The sequence below is a fragment of the Micromonospora sp. CA-259024 genome, from assembly GCF_050936255.1.
GTDB lineage: Bacteria > Actinomycetota > Actinomycetes > Mycobacteriales > Micromonosporaceae > Micromonospora.
In genome coordinates this window covers 3,479,326-3,494,648 of record NZ_JBNJND010000001.1, presented here as the reverse complement: position 1 = coordinate 3,494,648, position 15,323 = coordinate 3,479,326, and the positions used below count along the sequence as shown (strand labels likewise).

The window sequence follows — 15,323 nt, the reverse complement described above, 5'->3', positions numbered from 1 at the left end:
AGATTGATGCCATGACCAGGGAGCTGACGGCGCCGGTCGCGGTGACCTTCGGCGTACTCGGGCCGGTGACCGCCGCGACCGCGCGCGGCCCGGTCCCGCTTCGGGGGCACCGGCAGCGCCTGGTGCTGGCCCGGCTGTTGATCGCGCACGGTCGGGTGGTGCCGGTGGATCGTCTCGTCGACGACCTGTGGGAGGTCGCGCCGGACGGCGCGGTGGGCGCGATCCGGACCTTCGTCGCCGACCTGCGCCGGGCCCTGGAGCCCGATCGACCGCCCCGGCAGCCGCCCCGGATCCTGGTCACCGAGCCACCCGGGTACGTGCTGCGGGCCGGCCCGGACGCGGTGGACGCCGGACAGTTCGAGGCGGCGGTCGGCGAGACGGGCCGGCTGCTGGCGGCGGGACGTCCCGCGCCGGCCCTGGCCGCGCTGGACATGGCACTCGGGCTCTGGCGCGGGCCGGCGTACGCCGACTGCGCGAACGAGGCCTGGGCGGTCGCGGAGATCAACCGCCTGGACGAGTTGCGGTCGCTCGCCGTCGAGCGGCGTGCGGAGGCGCTGTTGGCGTTGGGCCGGCCGGACGAGGCCGCCGCCGACCTGCCGGCCCACCTGGCCAGACATCCGCTGCGCGAGGACGCCTGGCGGCTGCTCGCGGTGGCCCGGTACCGCGCCGGCCGGCAGGGCGACGCGCTGGCCGCGCTGCGCGAGGCCCGGAGCGTCCTGGTGACCGAGTTGGGCGTGGACCCGGGGCCCGAGCTGCGGAGGCTGGAAGGGGACATCCTGGCCCAGGCGCCGCACCTCACCCCGGCCCTCGAAGGTGCCGCCACCACCAACCTCGCCGGATTGGGCACGCGGCGGCGCCCGTTCGTCGGCCGCGACGCGGAACTGGACCGGCTGCGGCGGGCCGCCGAGGCCGCGTCCCGACGCAGCCGGCCCACCCTCGCACTTCTCAGCGGTGACCCGGGTGCCGGCAAGACCGCGATGGCCGAGACCCTGACCCGTCGGCTCGCCGCCGAGGGCTGGACCACGGCGTGGGGACGAAGCCCGGAGTACGAGGGCGCCCCGGCGGCCTGGCCGTGGACCCAGGTCACCGACGCGCTCGCTGGGCCGGCCGACGCCATCGAGGCCGCCGGGCCGGCCGACGGCTCGGCTGACCCCGCCGGGACACGGTTCCGCCGACACCGGGCGGTGGCGTCGCTGGTCTCGGCGGTCGCCGACCGTGGGCCGGTGCTCCTGGTCCTCGACGACCTGCACCGCGCCGACGGTGACACCCTGGACCTGCTGACCGCCCTGCTCACCGGCCCGCAACCGGCCACCGGGCCGGTGCTGGTCCTCGGCACCTACCGGGCCACCGAGATCAGCCCGGAGCTGACCGCCGCCCTGGCCCGCGCCGCCGGGCTGGAACCGATCCGGGAGTATCTCGCCGGGCTGTCCGCGCCGGCGACCGGCGAGTTGGCCCGCGCCGTCGTCGGGGCGGAACTGGACCCGGCCACCACCCGGTTGATCCACCACCGCAGCGGCGGCAACCCGTTCTTCGTCCGCGAGCTGGCCCAGTTGTACGCGGGCCAGGGGGAGGCGGCACTGGCGGCGGTGCCACCCGGGGTGCGCGACGTGATCCGGCACCGGTTGGCGCAGCTGCCCGCGCCGACGCGTACCGTGCTGCGGCAGGCGGCCGTGCTCGGTCGGGACCTCGACCCGGAGGTGCTGAGCGCGCTGGCCGGTGACTCCGCGACCGTGCTGGACGCCGTGGACCGTGCCCTGCAGGCCGGCTTCCTCACCGAGCGCGAGATCGACGGTCGGCTGCGCTTCACCCACATCCTGGTCCGCGACACGCTCTACGCCGACCTGTCCGGGCCCCGCCGCGCCGCCTGGCACGCGGCCGTGGCCGAGGTGCTGCGACAACGCGATCCCATCGAGCCCGCCGCGCTCGCGCACCACCTGTTGCACGCGGGTGGACCGGTCGCCGCCGGCCGCGCCGCGGCGTACGCCCGCACGGCCGCCGAGCAGGCCGAACGGGGCGGTAACCCGCACGAGGCGGCCCGGTTGTGGGGGCAGGCGATCGACGCGTACGACCGCGCCGGTGGCGTCGAGCAGCGCGAGCGGCTGTCCGCGTTGCTCGGTCTGGGACGCGCGCTGGCCGTGACGGGCCGGCTGGCCGAGGCGCGGAGGCGGCGAGCGGAGGCGATCGCCGCCGCCGAGTCCGTCGGCAACCCCCTGCTGGTCGAGGAGGTGCTGGCGGGCTTCGACGTGCCCGCCATCTGGACGCGCAACGACGACGACCTGCTCTCGGGGCAGATCGTCCGATCAGCCGAGCACGCCCTGACCGCTCTCGGCTCGACCGGCTCGGCGCAGCGCAGCCGGTTGCTGAGCACCCTCGCGCTGGAGTTGCGGGGCACCACCACCGATCGTGGCCGCCGGGCGGCGGACGAGGCCGAGACGATCGCCCGGACCGTCGGCGACCCTGGGCTGCTGGCCTTCGCGCTCAACGCCCGCTTCATGCACGCCTTCCAGCGCGTCGGTCTGGCTGCCGAACGGGCCCGGATCGGCGCCGAACTGGTCGACCTGGCCGCCCGGCACCAGCTGGTGACCTTCGAGGTGCTCGGCCATCTCGTTCTGGTCCAGGCAGGCTGCGCGCTGGCCGATCGGCCCGGCGCCGACGCGCACGCCCGCGCCGCCGACCGCCTCGCCGAACGGTACGAGCTGCCGCTGGTCGGCGTCTTCACCCGGTGGTACGCCGCGCTGCGCCTGGCGCTGGACGGCGAGTCGTCCGCGGCTGCCGACGCGTACCGGGCGGCCGCCGATCGGCTGACCGCTGACGACATGCCCGGCCTGACCCGCGGGCTGCTCCCGCTCGCCCTGCTCGGCCTGCGTCTGGCCGAGGCCGCTGGCGGCGACCGGCCGATGCCCGGGCCGGGCGGTGCGGACCGGCCGATCCCCGGGCCCGGCGGTGTGGACTGGGCGGGCCTGGACTGGGGTCCGCACGAGCCGTGGGTCCGGCCCCTCCTGCTGCTCGCCGAGAACGACCGGGACGCTGCCGCAGCCGCCGTGCGGACTCTTCCGGACGGGCCGCACGATCTGTTGCGGGAGGTGCGACTCTGCCTCGTCGGCCGGGCGGCGCGCGTCCTCGATGACCGGGTCACGATGCAACGGGTCTACGTCGAGCTGCTGCCGGCCGCCGGCGAAGTGGCCGCAGGCAGCGGGGTGCTCACCGTCGGCCCGGTGGCCGGGCACCTCGCCGACCTGGCCGGGGCGATGGGCCGTGACGAGGAAGCGGCCGGGCACCTGCGTGCCGCCCGCGCGGTCACCGCCCGGGGCCGCGCCGCCGTCCCCTCGTCCTGACGCCGCTCCCCGCCCACGGCGACTTGCCGGTTTTCGGGGGAACCAACCGGCGGGTGGGGTCAGATGGAACCACCGGCGTGTCCACCGTCGGCGGACGATCGAGGGGAGTGCGCCGTGGAGGTGCTCATCCTGATCGTGGTGCTGGGCGTCACCGTCATCGTCGGCACCACCCTCGGCGGTCGGTACCGGGTCGCCCCGCCGGTCCTGCTCATCGTGTTCGGGGTGCTGCTCGGGCTCGCGCCACCGCTGTCCGAGCTCACCCTGGAACCGGAACTGGTGCTGCTGATCTTCCTGCCGGCCATCCTGTACCGGGAGAGCCTCACCATCAGCCTGCGCGAGATCAGGGCCAACCTGCCGGTGATCGGGCTGCTCGCCGTGGTGCTGGTGGTGCTCACCATGGTCACGGTGTCGTTCACCGCGCAGGCGTTCGGGGTGAACCCCGCCGCCGCCTGGGTGCTCGGCGCGGTTCTCGCACCGACCGACGCCGCCGCGGTCACCGGCCTGGCCAAACGGCTGCCTCGCAAACTCCTCACCACCCTGCACGCGGAAAGCCTGATCAACGACGGTACGGCCCTGGTGATCTTCGCGGTGACCGTGGGCCTGCTCACCGGCGCCGCACAGCCGGGCATGCTGGGCATCGGCGAGGAGTTCGTCGGGGCCAGTGTCGGTGGTGTGGTCGCCGGTCTGCTGGTCGGGGCCGCCGTGGTGCTGGTCCGCAAGCGGCTCGACGACCCGTTGCGCGAGGGCGCGTTGAGTGTACTGACGCCGTTCGCCGCGTTCCTGCTCGCCGATCTGGTGCACGCCAGTGGCGTGCTGGCCGTGGTGGTCGCGGGTCTGGTGCTGTCCTACGCCGGCCCACGGGTGATCCGCGCCCGGTCCCGGGTGCTGGCGTACGCCTTCTGGGACCTCTCCACGTTCCTGATCAACGGTGGGCTGTTCGTTCTGCTCGGCACGCAGATACCCCGGGCGGTGCGGGGCATCACCAGCACCTCACCCCAGCGGGCTCTGGTGATCGTGCTGGTGGTCACCCTGGTCGTCCTCGGCACCCGACTTGCCTTCGTCTACCTGACCGCGCAGACCGCGAGGCTGCGGCGCCGCCGGATCACGGACCCGGGCCAGGGGCCGCCGAACTGGCGGGTGGGAACCGTCGCCGGCTGGTCCGGTTTCCGGGGCGCCGTGTCGCTGGCCGCAGCACTGGCCGTCCCGACGGTGACGGTCGCCGGTCGACCGGTGGTCGAACGCGACCTGATCATCTTCGTCACCGCACTGGTGATCATCCTCATCATGCTTCTCCAGGGCACCACCCTGCCGCTGGTGGTGCGCTGGGCCCGGCTGGCCGGCGACCCCGAACGCGTCGAGGAGGCCCGGCACGCCCGACGGCGGGCGACCGAGGCAGGCCTGGCCGTTCTGCCCCAGATCGCCGCCGAGATCGGTGCCCGGGAGGAGTCGGTGCGGCGGTTGCAGGCCGAGTACCAGAGGCACCTGGAGGACGTCGACGAGAGCTGCGGGCGTACCGCCGAGGAGCGCCGCCTGGAGCGCCAACTGCGCCTTCGCGTCCTCGCTCACAAGCGGCGCGAGGTCACCCGCCTGCGGGACAACCGGGAGATCGACGACCTTGTGCTGCAGGAGATCCAGGCCGCACTGGACAACGAGGAGATCCGGCTGCTGGGACGCGGGCCCAACGAGTGATCGTCAGCGGCGCGCCGGCCGGCGCGGCTCAGAGCACCTGGGCGAGGAACCGGCGAAGCCGAGGGTGCCCGGCCCGCTCGAAGATCGCCTCGGGTGGGCCGGCCTCCAGCACCACGCCCCGGTCCATGAAGGCGACCGTGTCGGCGACCTGCCGCGCGAAGCCCATCTCGTGGGTGACCACCACCATGGTCATGCCCGCCGCGGACAGGTCGGCCATCACTCCGAGCACGCCCTTGACCAGCTCCGGGTCGAGCGCCGAGGTCGCCTCGTCGAAGAGCATCACCTCGGGCCGCAGCGCCAGCGCCCGCGCGATCGCCACCCGCTGCTGCTGACCACCGGAGAGCTGCGCGGGTCGCACGTCGGCCTTGGCGGCCAGGCCCACCAACTCCAGTTGGGCCCGGGCGACGGACTCCGCCTCGTCCTCGCCGAGCTTGCGGAGCCGGCGCAGCGCGAGGGTGACGTTGCGCAGCACACTCATGTGTGGGAAGAGGTTGAACTGCTGGAACACCATGCCGACCCGCTGCCGCAGCGCGTCCGGGTCGTCGCTCAGGACGCTGCGCCCGTCCAGCAGCACGTCGCCGCGATCCGGCTCGATCAGTCGGTTGATGGTGCGCAGGAGGGTGGACTTGCCCGACCCGGACGGGCCGATCACGCAGGCCGTCGCGCCGCGCGGCACCGTGAGGTCGACGCCGCGCAGCACCCGGTTCGGGCCGAACGCGAGGTGCACGTCGCGTACGTCGAGGCTGACCGAGGTGGTCGTGCCGGTGGTCATCGCCGGTTCCCTTCCGTCGTGGCGGACAGCGCCGACGGGCTGTCGTCCTCGTCGTCCTCGTCGGACGGTGCGGTGGCGGGCCGACCGTTGCGCAGCCGCCGGTCGATCCAGTTGACGACGTGCGTCAGCGGGACGGTCAGTGCCAGGTAGAAGAGCCCCGCCAGTAGCAGCGCCGACTCGTTGCCGGTGGTGGCCGCGTAGTCCTGCCCGATCCGGAACAGCTCGCGCTGGCTCGCCACCAGGCCGAGGAAGTAGACCAGGCTGGAGTCCTTGATCAGCGCGATGAGCTGGTTGACCCAGGCCGGCAGCACCCGCCGGATGCCCTGCGGAATGATCACCAGTCGCATCGCGTCGGCCCAGGAGAAGCCGAGCGCGCGGGCGCCCTCCAACTGGGCGGCCTCCACCGACTGGATGCCGGAGCGGAAGATCTCCCCGATGTACGCGGCCGCGATGAGCGACAGCGCCAGGATTCCCAGCGGGTAGGGGTCCGGTCCCCAGACCTGCATGCCCAGTGGCGCCAACCCGACGCCGATCAGCAGGATGGTCGCCGCTGCCGGTAGCCCCCGGAACACGTCGGTGTAGACCCGCGCCGGCCAGCGCAACCACCGGCTGCGGGAGATGCCGGCGACGGCGAGCAGCAGGCCCAGCACCGAGCCGAGCAGGGCGGCGGAGACCGCCAGGATCAGCGTGTTCGGCAACCCGACGGTCAGCATCTCGGGCAGCGCCTCGCGCATCGCGTCCCAGTCGAAGAAGGTCTCCCACAGGGTGCTCAACGGATCCATCGGTCGCCTCTCCTACCGCCCTGCTCGCTCGTCACCGGTTCAGGACGCGGCCGACGCGGACGCCGACGGCGCCGGCACCGTTCCGCTGCCCGGCTTGAAGTCCGCCGGGATCGGCCGGCCCGGGTAGTACTGCGCCTGCAACCGGCTCCAGGTGCCGTCCGCGATGACCTCGTCGAGGCCCTTGTTCAGCGCCTCGCGCAGCTTGTCGCTGCCCTTGGCGACGGCGTACGCCGTCGGTGCCGGGCTGAGCTGCTTGGCCGCCACGGTGATCTTGCCGTTGCTGTCGGTGGCCGACTTCTCGCCGATCTCCGCCGGAGCGATCCACGCGTCGGCCGTGCCGGCCTTGAGCTGGTTGATCGCGCCGTTGTAGTCCGGCACCCGCACCGGGTCGAGCTGCTTGCCGGTGGCGTAGTCGTCCTGGACGGTGCCCTGCACCACCACGACGCGCTTGCCGGCGAGCTGGTCGAAGCCGGTGATCGGCGAGCCGGCCGGGACGTCCAGGCCGAAGTAGCCGAAGTCATAGCCGTTGCCGAAGTCGACGGTCTTCTTCCGCGCCTCGGTGATGGTGATCGAGGAGCTGCCGACGTCGAACTTGCGGTTGTTGACCTGGGAGAGCAGCGCGGAGAAGTCGGTGCCGACGAACTCGACCTTGAGGCCGAGCTTGCCGGCCACGGCGGTCAGCAGGTCGTTGTCGAAGCCGGTGAACTTGCCGTCCTTGAGGTACACGTTCGGCGGGGCGTCGGTCAGCGTGCCGGCCCGCAGCACGCCCGGCTGCGCCAGGCCGTACGGGTTGGCGGTGGCGTCGGACGAGCTGTCGTCGCCGCAGGCGGTGAGCGCGGTGGCGACCAGGATCGCGGCCGCGCCCAGGGCGGTGGCGCGGGTCAGGGCAGGAAGAAATCGCACGGGTGTCTCCGAAAAGGTCGCGTCTCGGCGCGCACGAGCGTGCGTCGCCGACGGTGCGCCCGATGGGCGTACCGGTGAAGGGGGTTCGGGAAGAGGTTTGCGCTAGTGCGTGGTGCCGCGACAGGCGGCGCTGCACATTCGCATCATGTCCACGTGCCGTCGCCGGGTCAGTGCCGGCGAGGGGCGACCGGCGCGGGGCTCCGCGACGTCGGTCGGTGGGGCGGTGCTGAGGATGCGCATGGTTCTCCCGGGTCTGTGCTGACCTGGGTGCCAGGCCACGCTTGCACCGACGTCGTGCCGGTGCCTGGTCTTCACCCGGGGCACCCCACCGCGGAGGAGGGTTGCCGGCCAGCGAGCCGGGGCTTCGCGCTGGCGCTCATGACCTGGGCCGAGGTTAACAGCAGGAACGGGTGGGTCGTCCAGTGGTTATGACCACGCTCACCGTCCGCGACAGGGTGCCCGGCCCACCGGTCAGCCGGCGTGCACGTGTGGCCGGCGGCGCCGGTCGGGCTCCTGGCGACGCAGGATCTCCCGGGTGACCGAGGCGATCTCACCCTGCCCGAACGCCAGGTACCGCAGGACGTTGCGGCCCGGGCCACCCTCGGTCCACTCGAAGTAGATGTGTGGGCGCCGACGGCTCCGATCACGGATCTCCAGCAGCAGGGCGGCGAGCGCGTTGGGCACCGAGGAACTGGCCAGGCTGAGCACCGGAAAGCGGTCGTCCACCATGCTGCCGCGGACCATCAGCTCGGTCTCGAAGTCCGACGGGTCGGTGACGTGGACCTCGACGAAGATGACGTCGCTGTCGTCGGGGAAGTCGTTGTCCGCCATGGCCTCCGCCAGCCTGGCGCGGTATTCGGCCTCGTCCTGGTGGTCGGGCTCGTGAGCGATGAGGCGAATCCGCCGTCCGGCGCGCTCATCGATCATCCGGGCCGCGGCCGGGTCCAGCTCGACCTGGTCGACCCGCAACTCGAAGGCCCGAGACAGCCGGGAGAGTAGCGAGATCACGATGATCCCGCCGATGAAGAAGGCCGCGATCTTGACACCGTCGGGGCGTTCCACCACGTTCGCCAGCGTGGTGTAGACGAAGATCACCGCGATGGCGCCGAACGCGATGATGCGTCCGCGCTGACGCCGCCGCACCGCCGCGAGCGTCACCGCCGTCGCCGCCGAAGTGATCAACACCAGGACTCCGGTGGCGTACGCGCCGCCCTGCGCGTCCACGCTGGCCTCGAAGACGACCGTGATCAGGAACGCCACCGCGGTGAAGACCAGCACCAGCGGCCGGACGGCTCGGGCCCAGGTCGGCGCCATGCCGTAGCGGGGTAGGTAGCGGGGCACGAGGTTGAGCAGCCCGGCCATCGCCGACGCCCCCGCGAACCAGAGGATGGCGATGGTGGACAGGTCGTAGACCGTGCCGAACACCTCCCCGAGGTGCTCGTGTGCCAGGTAGGCCAGCGCGCGGCCGTTCGCCGGCCCGCCCGGTTGGAAGGCCTCCGGCGGGATCAGCACGGTGGTCGTCACGCTGCTGGTGATCAAGAAGACGCTCATGATCACCGCAGCGGTGGTGAGCAGCCGTCGTGCGCCCCGGATCCGGCCCAGCGGGCGATCCTCCGAGTCCTGCGGGTCACCTCGCACGCTCGGCATGACCGCCACCCCGGTCTCGAAACCCGACAGGCCCAACGCCAGTTTCGGGAAGACCAGCAGCGACAGCCCGACCACCATCCACGGGTCGCCGTGCCCGGTGGTCAGCGTGGTGGCCCAGTCTCCGACCGCGCTCGGGTGCGTCACAACCCGCCACAGCGCGTCGACCATCACCACCGCGTTCAGCCCGAGGTAGACCGCGACCAGGACGACGGCGATCCCGATGGCCTCGGTGAATCCCTTGAGGAACACCGCGCCCAGCAGCGCCACCAGCAGCAGCGTGAGCAGCACCTCGTGCCCCTTGAGCCCGCTCGGCCAGAACGGGTTCTCGTCGATGTGCGCGGTCGCGTCGGCGGCCGAGAGGGTGATGGTGATGATGAAATCGGTGGCCGCGAACCCGAGAAGCACCAGCACCAGCAACTTCCCCGGCCAGTAGCCCAGCAGGCGCACCAGCATCGCGATCGAGCCCTCGCCGTGCGGGCTCTCCACCGCCACCCGTCGGTAGACCGGCAGTGCGCCCAGCAGTGTCACCAGCACCAGGACCAGGGTCGCCAGCGGCGAGAGCGCCCCGGCGGCCAGCGCCGCGATGCCCGGCTGGTAACCCAGCGTCGAGAAGTAGTCGACGCCGGTCAGGCACATCACCTTCCACCACGGGTGGCGCCGGTGCTCCGGCGGACGCCGGTGCGGGCCCGGGTGCCGCACGGCCTGCTCCGAGCCGGCGTCGAGCAGCCACTCCCGCAGCCGGCCGGCGCGCCTGTCGACCTCCATCGGCGTGTCCCCCGTCATCCCGCCCATGGTCTCCGTGAGTATCCGCCCGGCGGGCCGCATCCGTCCGCCGGTGCCCGGAACCCACCCTGGCCGGGCACCCCACGGGCGGCCCGTCGACGGGTTTCGGGTCGGAGGCAGCGGGGAAGCAGCGCCCCGGGTTGGCGGGAACGCGCCGGACCAGACGTCACCGGGGGAGGGACAGCGCATGGTCGGTGGCCGTCGCTCCCGCCCCGGTGGTGGCTTCGGTCGCCAACTCGACGAGTACGTGACAAGGGTCGGCGTGCCGCCACCCACGGAGTCGTCCGCCCCGCCCGCCGGCGGCCTGGTGGACAGCGCGGTCTACATCCGAGGGCACCGGTTCGCCTCGCCGTCCGGCCTCGCCGAGACGTACCGCTGCCTGCAGGAGCAGGATGGCGCGATGGCCTGGATCGGGTTGTACCGGCCCGACATCGACCAGGTCACCTCGCTGGCCCGGGAGTTTCGGCTGCACGACCTGGCGGTCGAGGACGCGATCAACGCCCACCAGCGACCGAAGCTGGAACGGTACGGGCACACGCTGTTCGTGGTGTTGCGCGCCGCCCGCTACGACGACCAGCGGGAGGAGGTCGAGTTCTCCGAGCTGCACCTGTTCATCGGGCCGGGCTTCGTGGTCACCGTCCGGCATGGTGAGGCACCGGATCTGGCCGCGGTGCGGCGGCGGATGGAGACCGAGGCGCAGATGCTCGCGCGGGGCCCCGAGGCGGTTCTGTACGCCATCCTCGACCAGGTTGTCGACGGGTACGCGCCGGTTGTGGCCGGACTGGAGAACGACATCGACGAGATCGAGACCCAGGTGTTCGGCGGCGACCCGAACGCCAGCCGGCGCATCTACGGCCTCAGCCGTGAGGTCATCCAGTTCCAGCGGGCCGCCCGCCCGCTGCTCACCGTGCTCGACGCGCTGGCCGACGGCGCCGGCAGTGCCGGCGGCGACGAGGAACTGCGCCGCTACCTGCGCGACGTGACCGACCACCTGACCCAGGTGGTCGAGCGGGTGGACGGTTTCCGGCACCTGTTGCAGAACATCCTCACCGTCAACGCCACCCTGGTCTCGCAGCAACAGAACGAGGAGATGCGCAGCCTCACGGCGGCCAGCTACGCGCAGAACGAGGAGCTGAAGAAGGTCTCGTCCTGGGCGGCGATCCTGTTCGCTCCCACGCTCATCGGCACGGTCTACGGGATGAACTTCGTCCACATGCCGGAGTTGAACTGGCGCTTCGGCTACCTGTTCGCGCTGCTGTTGATGCTGCTGGTCTGCGGCACCCTCTACCTGATCTTCAAGCGGCGCGGCTGGCTGTGAACAACGCGGCCGGCAGTCACTCGATGCCGCGCAGGATGTGCCGTTCGTCCTCGACGTCGTCGTCGCCGGCACCGATCCGGCCGAGCAGTACGGCGGCGGCCCAGATCGTCAGGGGCGTGGCCGCCCCGGTCATGCCGCCGCCGGTCCGGTCGTCCCGGGTCTGGCTCCGCTCCGTGCGCGGTGGCCTGCGCTGAGCCTGCATAGGCACTGCCCCTCCTCGTCGAAGCCGCCCTCCCGGCACGGGGTGCGCCCGCGCCACCGGCCGGGTCACCCGCGTTCTGGCAGGTCGCCACCGGTACGGCATCCATGTCGAACCATCCCACGCCGGGCGGCATTACCACCGCAGGTTTTCGGTTTCCCGACTGTCGCCCGCCAAACCGGACATTTTGTCGAGGGTCAGGGCAGCGGGTGGGCGATGCCGCGGGCGTGGTCGGTGAGCGCCGCGCCGACCACGGTCGCGGCCAGCGGCAGCACCTCGAGGCAGCGCCGCACCGCGGCGGCCATCAGCGTGTTCGGCACCCGCATGGAGAGCGTGCAGTGCGGCACCCAGCGGCCGGGCTGGTAGTGCTCGGCCAGGGGAACGCCGGCGGCGGCGAGTCGGTCGTGCACCATCCGTTGGTGGGTCAGCAGCTCCGGGGTGGGTGCCGGGCCGAGCCAGAGCACCCGGCCGACGAACTGCCCCGCGTGCTGGAAGTCGAGTCGCAGCGGGGCGGCCACGATCGTGCCGCGCAGCGCGTCGGCGACCTGTTCGGGGTTGAAGCGGGGCGCCACCGCGAGCGAGACGTGTGGCCGATGGCGCTGCTCCCACAGCGACCGCATGCTCTGCACGCCCTCGGCCTCCAGCGCGTCCCAGAGCACCCGGATCCGCCGGGTGGCGTCCGGGTCCAGATACAGCTCCAACGCCGCGACCACGAGGTCACCGTAGTGGTCGAGGTTTGATCGCCGGTGTCGGCGGTACCTGTTCGGAGACCACCAGGAGGCGTGACCCGTGGACGTGAGTGACCTGCTGACCGAGACGTACGACCGACTGCCCGACCTCGTGCGCGCGGCGGTGGGCGGGCTGCGTCCCGAGCAGCTGCACTGGGCGCCCGGCCCGGGTGCCAACTCGATCGGCTGGCTGGTCTGGCACCTGACCCGGATCCAGGACCAGTCCGTCGCCGACCTGCTCGACTCCGAGCAGGTCTGGGTGAGCGGCGACTGGGCGGGTCGGTTCGGGCTCGCCGCCGACGCCGCCGACACCGGCTTCGGTCACTCGCCCGCACAGGCCGCGGCGGTGCGGCCGGAGAGCGCGCAGGCGTTGGTCGACTACTACGAGGCGGTCGCGTCGCGTACCGGATCGTTCCTGTCCGGCCTGCGGCCGGCGGATCTGGACCGCGTGGTCGACGAGGCGTGGGACCCGCCGGTGACGCTCGGCGTCCGGTTGGTCAGCGTCGCCGAGGACGACCTGCAACACGTCGGCCAGGCCGCCTACCTGCGTGGCCTGATCGAGGCCGACTGAACGGGTTCGCCGGGCTCACATCGGCACGCGCCCTACCGGGGCCGGCCTTCACCCGATTTGGGTGAACCGGGCTCACCCCGGCACGGGTGATCCTGCGAAGAACCGTGGGGAGGGGATCTGATGGGCGCGAAGGCGGAGCAGTACCTGCAGCACTTGGACGCCGGTCGGCGCCTCGACCTGCCGGAGACGACAGCGGGGACGATACGGCTGGACGTACGCGGCGACGGCTGTACCGATCACTGGTACCTGACGATCGCGGACCAGCACGTGCGGGTGACCCGTGCGGCCGACGACGCCGACCTGGTGCTGAGCCTCGACCGCCCGCTCTTCGACCAGATGGCCGACGGCGAGATGCATCCGGGGGCGAGCCTGCTGCGCAACGAGCTGACTGTGCAGGGCAACATGCGGTTGCTGATGATGCTGCGGCGGATCTTCCCGGGGCCGCCCGGCGCCCGTCATCCGCGCGAGCTGGGCCGGGCCGCGATGGCGAACCGGGCCGCGGTAGCCGGTCGGAATGAGCGGCCATGAAACAGGAACTGCTACACGTCATCGCCGGCAACGCGTTCGCGATCAGCGACGCCCAGGGTGACATCGAGGTCGACCCGCGGACGCCAGTCGGTCTCTTCGCGTTCGACACCCGTTTCCTGTCCCACTGGGTGCTCAGGATCGACGGCGAACGGATCAACGCGCTCTCCCGCGACGACCTGACGTACTTCGAGACCCGGTTCGTCCTGGTCCCCGGCGCGGCGAGCCACTACGTCGACGCCGACGTGTCGATCATCCGGCACCGTTCGATCCACGACTGCCTGCACGAGAAGATCACCGTGCTCAACCACTCGTCGCAGCCCGCGGAGTTCACCGTACGAGTGGAGATGGGCAGCGACTTCACCGACATCGCGGAGGTCGGGCACCTCCGGCAGCGGACCGTCACGGTCACCGCCGACTCGGCGAGCCACCAGCTCGTGCTGCGCTACGAGCGGGAGCGGTTCGTCCGCGAGACCACCGTCCGAAGCACCGCGCCCGTCGAGGTGGACGAGGGGGGGATGACGTTCCAGATCCGGATCGCACCCGATGGGAAGTGGGAGACCGACCTGCACGTCACCATGACCGTCGGCGGCGAGGGTGGCCGGGACGTGCGCGCCAACCTGCAGGCGCACCAGCAGACCGTCCGCGTGGGGATGCGCGAGGACCTGACGGACTGGCTGCACCGGGCACCGCGCCTGGTGGCCGAGCGGGACGGGCTGGAAGAGATGTACCGGCGCAGCCTGGCCGACCTGGCGGCACTGCGGTACAGGCCGTTGTCGTACCGCGAACGGGTGCCGATCGGTGGTCTACCGTGGGCGATGGGTTTGCGCGGACGGGACAGCATCATCACCTGCCTGCAGACGTTGGCGTTCACCCCCGAACTGGCCCCCGCGACGCTGCGGATGCTGGCGCTCGTTCAGGGCGGTCAGCTCGACGACGCGCTCGATGAGGAGCCGGGCAAGATCCTGGCCCGGCTGCGCTACGGCGAGACGGGCGTGTTCGGTGACCGACCGAACGCGCTGTACTACGGCGCGGCTGACACCACCCCTCTCTTCGTCGTCCTGCTCGACGAGTACGAGCGCTGGTCCGGTGACGCGGACCTGGTCCGCGAGCTGCGCCACCCGGCTCGGATGGCGCTGGACTGGATCGACGAGTACGGCGACGTGACCGGTGACGGCTACGTGCGCTACCAGCGCCGAAACGAGCGGGACGGCACGATCAACCAGTGCTGGAAGGACTCCCCGGATGCCATCGTCGACGCGCGCGGCCGGCAACCGGCGTTTCCCCGCGCCACCTGCGAGTTGCAGGGCTACGCGTACGACGCGAAACGGCGCGGTGCCCGGCTGGCCCGACAGTTCTGGGGCGACCCCGCATACGCCGACCGGTTGGAGCGGGAGGCCGCCGAGCTGAAGGACCGCTTCAACCGGGACTTCTGGCTGCCACACCAGGAGTACTACGCGCTGGCGCTCGACCCGTACGGCGAGCCGGTCGACGCGCTGTCATCCAACATCGGCCATCTGCTGTGGAGCGGAATCGTCCCGGACGACCGCGCGGAGGCGGTCGCCGAGCACCTGGTCGGACCGCGGCTGTTCAGCGGCTGGGGTGTGCGCACCTTCGCCACCGGGCAGCCCATGTACAACCCGATGGGCTCACACCTGGGCGCGGTGTGGCCGTCCGACAACGCCCTGATCGCCGCCGGGCTGCGCCGCTACCACTTCGACGCACAGGCGGCCCGGGTCGCGGGCGGCATCCTGGACATGGCGCAGACGCTCGGTGGGGCAGTGCCGGAGCTGATCGCCGGCTATGAGCGCAGCCAGACGAGGTTCCCCGTTCAGCTGCCGTCGGCCGGTCGCCCCCAGTCGTGGTCGTCGGGCGCGCTGCTGATGCTGCTGGGCACCACACTGGGGTTGCGACCCATCGGCGACAACCTGCTGGTGGACCCGGCCGTGCCCCTCGGCTTCGGCCGGCTGGAGCTGCTGGACATCCCGGGCCGCTGGGGCCTCTCCGACGCCTTCGCGCGAGACCGCACCACCGCCTGCAGGCACCGCCCTCGCCTGCGCTGAGGCCGACG

12 protein-coding genes and 1 riboswitch are annotated in these 15,323 nt (G+C 72.2%); of the genes, 6 read left to right on the top strand and 6 right to left on the bottom strand.

What is annotated here, in order from left to right; all coding sequences use genetic code 11:
• Nucleotides 1–11 precede the first annotated feature (11 nt).
• Both ACQEUX_RS15230 and ACQEUX_RS15225 read left to right on the top strand, forming a co-directional pair.
• Complete coding sequence (locus ACQEUX_RS15230) at nucleotides 12–3,335, top strand: BTAD domain-containing putative transcriptional regulator (protein WP_433047377.1); 3,324 nt, start codon at nucleotides 12–14, stop codon at nucleotides 3,333–3,335.
• A gap of 114 nt (nucleotides 3,336–3,449) precedes the next feature.
• Nucleotides 3,450–5,024 carry a Na+/H+ antiporter gene (locus ACQEUX_RS15225; RefSeq protein ID WP_433047374.1) on the top strand — a complete coding sequence of 525 codons (1,575 nt, stop codon included), beginning with the start codon at nucleotides 3,450–3,452 and terminating at the stop codon, nucleotides 5,022–5,024.
• Between the two features lie 28 nt (nucleotides 5,025–5,052).
• Here the strand turns inward: ACQEUX_RS15225 and ACQEUX_RS15220 are convergent, their stop codons facing one another.
• From ACQEUX_RS15220 to ACQEUX_RS15205, 4 genes are all read right to left on the bottom strand, one after another.
• Complete coding sequence (locus ACQEUX_RS15220) at nucleotides 5,053–5,796, bottom strand: amino acid ABC transporter ATP-binding protein (protein WP_433047371.1); 744 nt, start codon at nucleotides 5,794–5,796, stop codon at nucleotides 5,053–5,055.
• Nucleotides 5,793–6,578 carry an amino acid ABC transporter permease gene (locus ACQEUX_RS15215; RefSeq protein WP_433047368.1) on the bottom strand — a complete coding sequence of 262 codons (786 nt, stop codon included), beginning with the start codon at nucleotides 6,576–6,578 and terminating at the stop codon, nucleotides 5,793–5,795. The genes ACQEUX_RS15220 and ACQEUX_RS15215 overlap by 4 nt, the downstream gene beginning before the upstream one ends.
• Nucleotides 6,579–6,617: 39 nt before the next feature.
• Nucleotides 6,618–7,481 carry an ABC transporter substrate-binding protein gene (locus ACQEUX_RS15210; RefSeq protein ID WP_433047364.1) on the bottom strand — a complete coding sequence of 288 codons (864 nt, stop codon included), beginning with the start codon at nucleotides 7,479–7,481 and terminating at the stop codon, nucleotides 6,618–6,620.
• Between the two features lie 272 nt (nucleotides 7,482–7,753).
• A riboswitch (SAM riboswitch) is annotated at nucleotides 7,754–7,865 on the bottom strand.
• A gap of 87 nt (nucleotides 7,866–7,952) precedes the next feature.
• The gene (locus ACQEUX_RS15205; protein WP_433047361.1) at nucleotides 7,953–9,911 is read right to left on the bottom strand and encodes an amino acid transporter; all 1,959 of its coding nucleotides are present in this window, start codon (nucleotides 9,909–9,911) and stop codon (nucleotides 7,953–7,955) included.
• A 187-nt stretch (nucleotides 9,912–10,098) separates the two neighbouring features.
• On the opposite strand from ACQEUX_RS15205, the gene corA reads away from it, so the two are divergent.
• Nucleotides 10,099–11,229 carry a magnesium/cobalt transporter CorA gene (gene corA / locus ACQEUX_RS15200; protein ID WP_433047358.1) on the top strand — a complete coding sequence of 377 codons (1,131 nt, stop codon included), beginning with the start codon at nucleotides 10,099–10,101 and terminating at the stop codon, nucleotides 11,227–11,229.
• A gap of 16 nt (nucleotides 11,230–11,245) precedes the next feature.
• On the opposite strand, the gene ACQEUX_RS15195 is transcribed toward corA, so the two are convergent.
• Both ACQEUX_RS15195 and ACQEUX_RS15190 read right to left on the bottom strand, forming a co-directional pair.
• Nucleotides 11,246–11,437 (bottom strand): hypothetical protein, encoded by a 192-nt coding sequence (locus ACQEUX_RS15195; RefSeq protein WP_433047355.1) that lies wholly within the window; start codon nucleotides 11,435–11,437, stop codon nucleotides 11,246–11,248.
• A 188-nt stretch (nucleotides 11,438–11,625) separates the two neighbouring features.
• Nucleotides 11,626–12,141, bottom strand: a complete 516-nt coding sequence (locus ACQEUX_RS15190; protein ID WP_433047352.1) for a 2'-5' RNA ligase family protein — start codon at nucleotides 12,139–12,141, stop codon at nucleotides 11,626–11,628.
• 76 nt (nucleotides 12,142–12,217) lie between these two features.
• Between ACQEUX_RS15190 and ACQEUX_RS15185 the strand changes: the two genes are divergently transcribed.
• From ACQEUX_RS15185 to ACQEUX_RS15175, 3 genes are all read left to right on the top strand, one after another.
• Complete coding sequence (locus ACQEUX_RS15185; protein ID WP_433047349.1) at nucleotides 12,218–12,727, top strand: mycothiol transferase; 510 nt, start codon at nucleotides 12,218–12,220, stop codon at nucleotides 12,725–12,727.
• Between the two features lie 120 nt (nucleotides 12,728–12,847).
• Nucleotides 12,848–13,255, top strand: a complete 408-nt coding sequence (locus ACQEUX_RS15180) for an SCP2 sterol-binding domain-containing protein (RefSeq protein WP_433047346.1) — start codon at nucleotides 12,848–12,850, stop codon at nucleotides 13,253–13,255.
• Nucleotides 13,252–15,315 (top strand): amylo-alpha-1,6-glucosidase, encoded by a 2,064-nt coding sequence (locus ACQEUX_RS15175; protein WP_433047343.1) that lies wholly within the window; start codon nucleotides 13,252–13,254, stop codon nucleotides 15,313–15,315. The genes ACQEUX_RS15180 and ACQEUX_RS15175 overlap by 4 nt, the downstream gene beginning before the upstream one ends.
• Nucleotides 15,316–15,323: the final 8 nt, after the last annotated feature.

Bases quoted from the DNA above. Each gene is read 5' to 3' on its own strand.
- corA (WP_433047358.1), top strand. From the start codon at position 10,099: ATGGTCGGTGGCCGTCGCTCCCGCCCCGGTGGTGGCTTCGGTCGCCAA.
- ACQEUX_RS15205 (WP_433047361.1), bottom strand. From the start codon at position 9,911: ATGACGGGGGACACGCCGATGGAGGTCGACAGGCGCGCCGGCCGGCTG.
- ACQEUX_RS15175 (WP_433047343.1), top strand. From the start codon at position 13,252: ATGAAACAGGAACTGCTACACGTCATCGCCGGCAACGCGTTCGCGATC.
- ACQEUX_RS15180 (WP_433047346.1), top strand. From the start codon at position 12,848: ATGGGCGCGAAGGCGGAGCAGTACCTGCAGCACTTGGACGCCGGTCGG.
- ACQEUX_RS15220 (WP_433047371.1), bottom strand. From the start codon at position 5,796: ATGACCACCGGCACGACCACCTCGGTCAGCCTCGACGTACGCGACGTG.
- ACQEUX_RS15215 (WP_433047368.1), bottom strand. From the start codon at position 6,578: ATGGATCCGTTGAGCACCCTGTGGGAGACCTTCTTCGACTGGGACGCG.
- ACQEUX_RS15230 (WP_433047377.1), top strand. From the start codon at position 12: ATGACCAGGGAGCTGACGGCGCCGGTCGCGGTGACCTTCGGCGTACTC.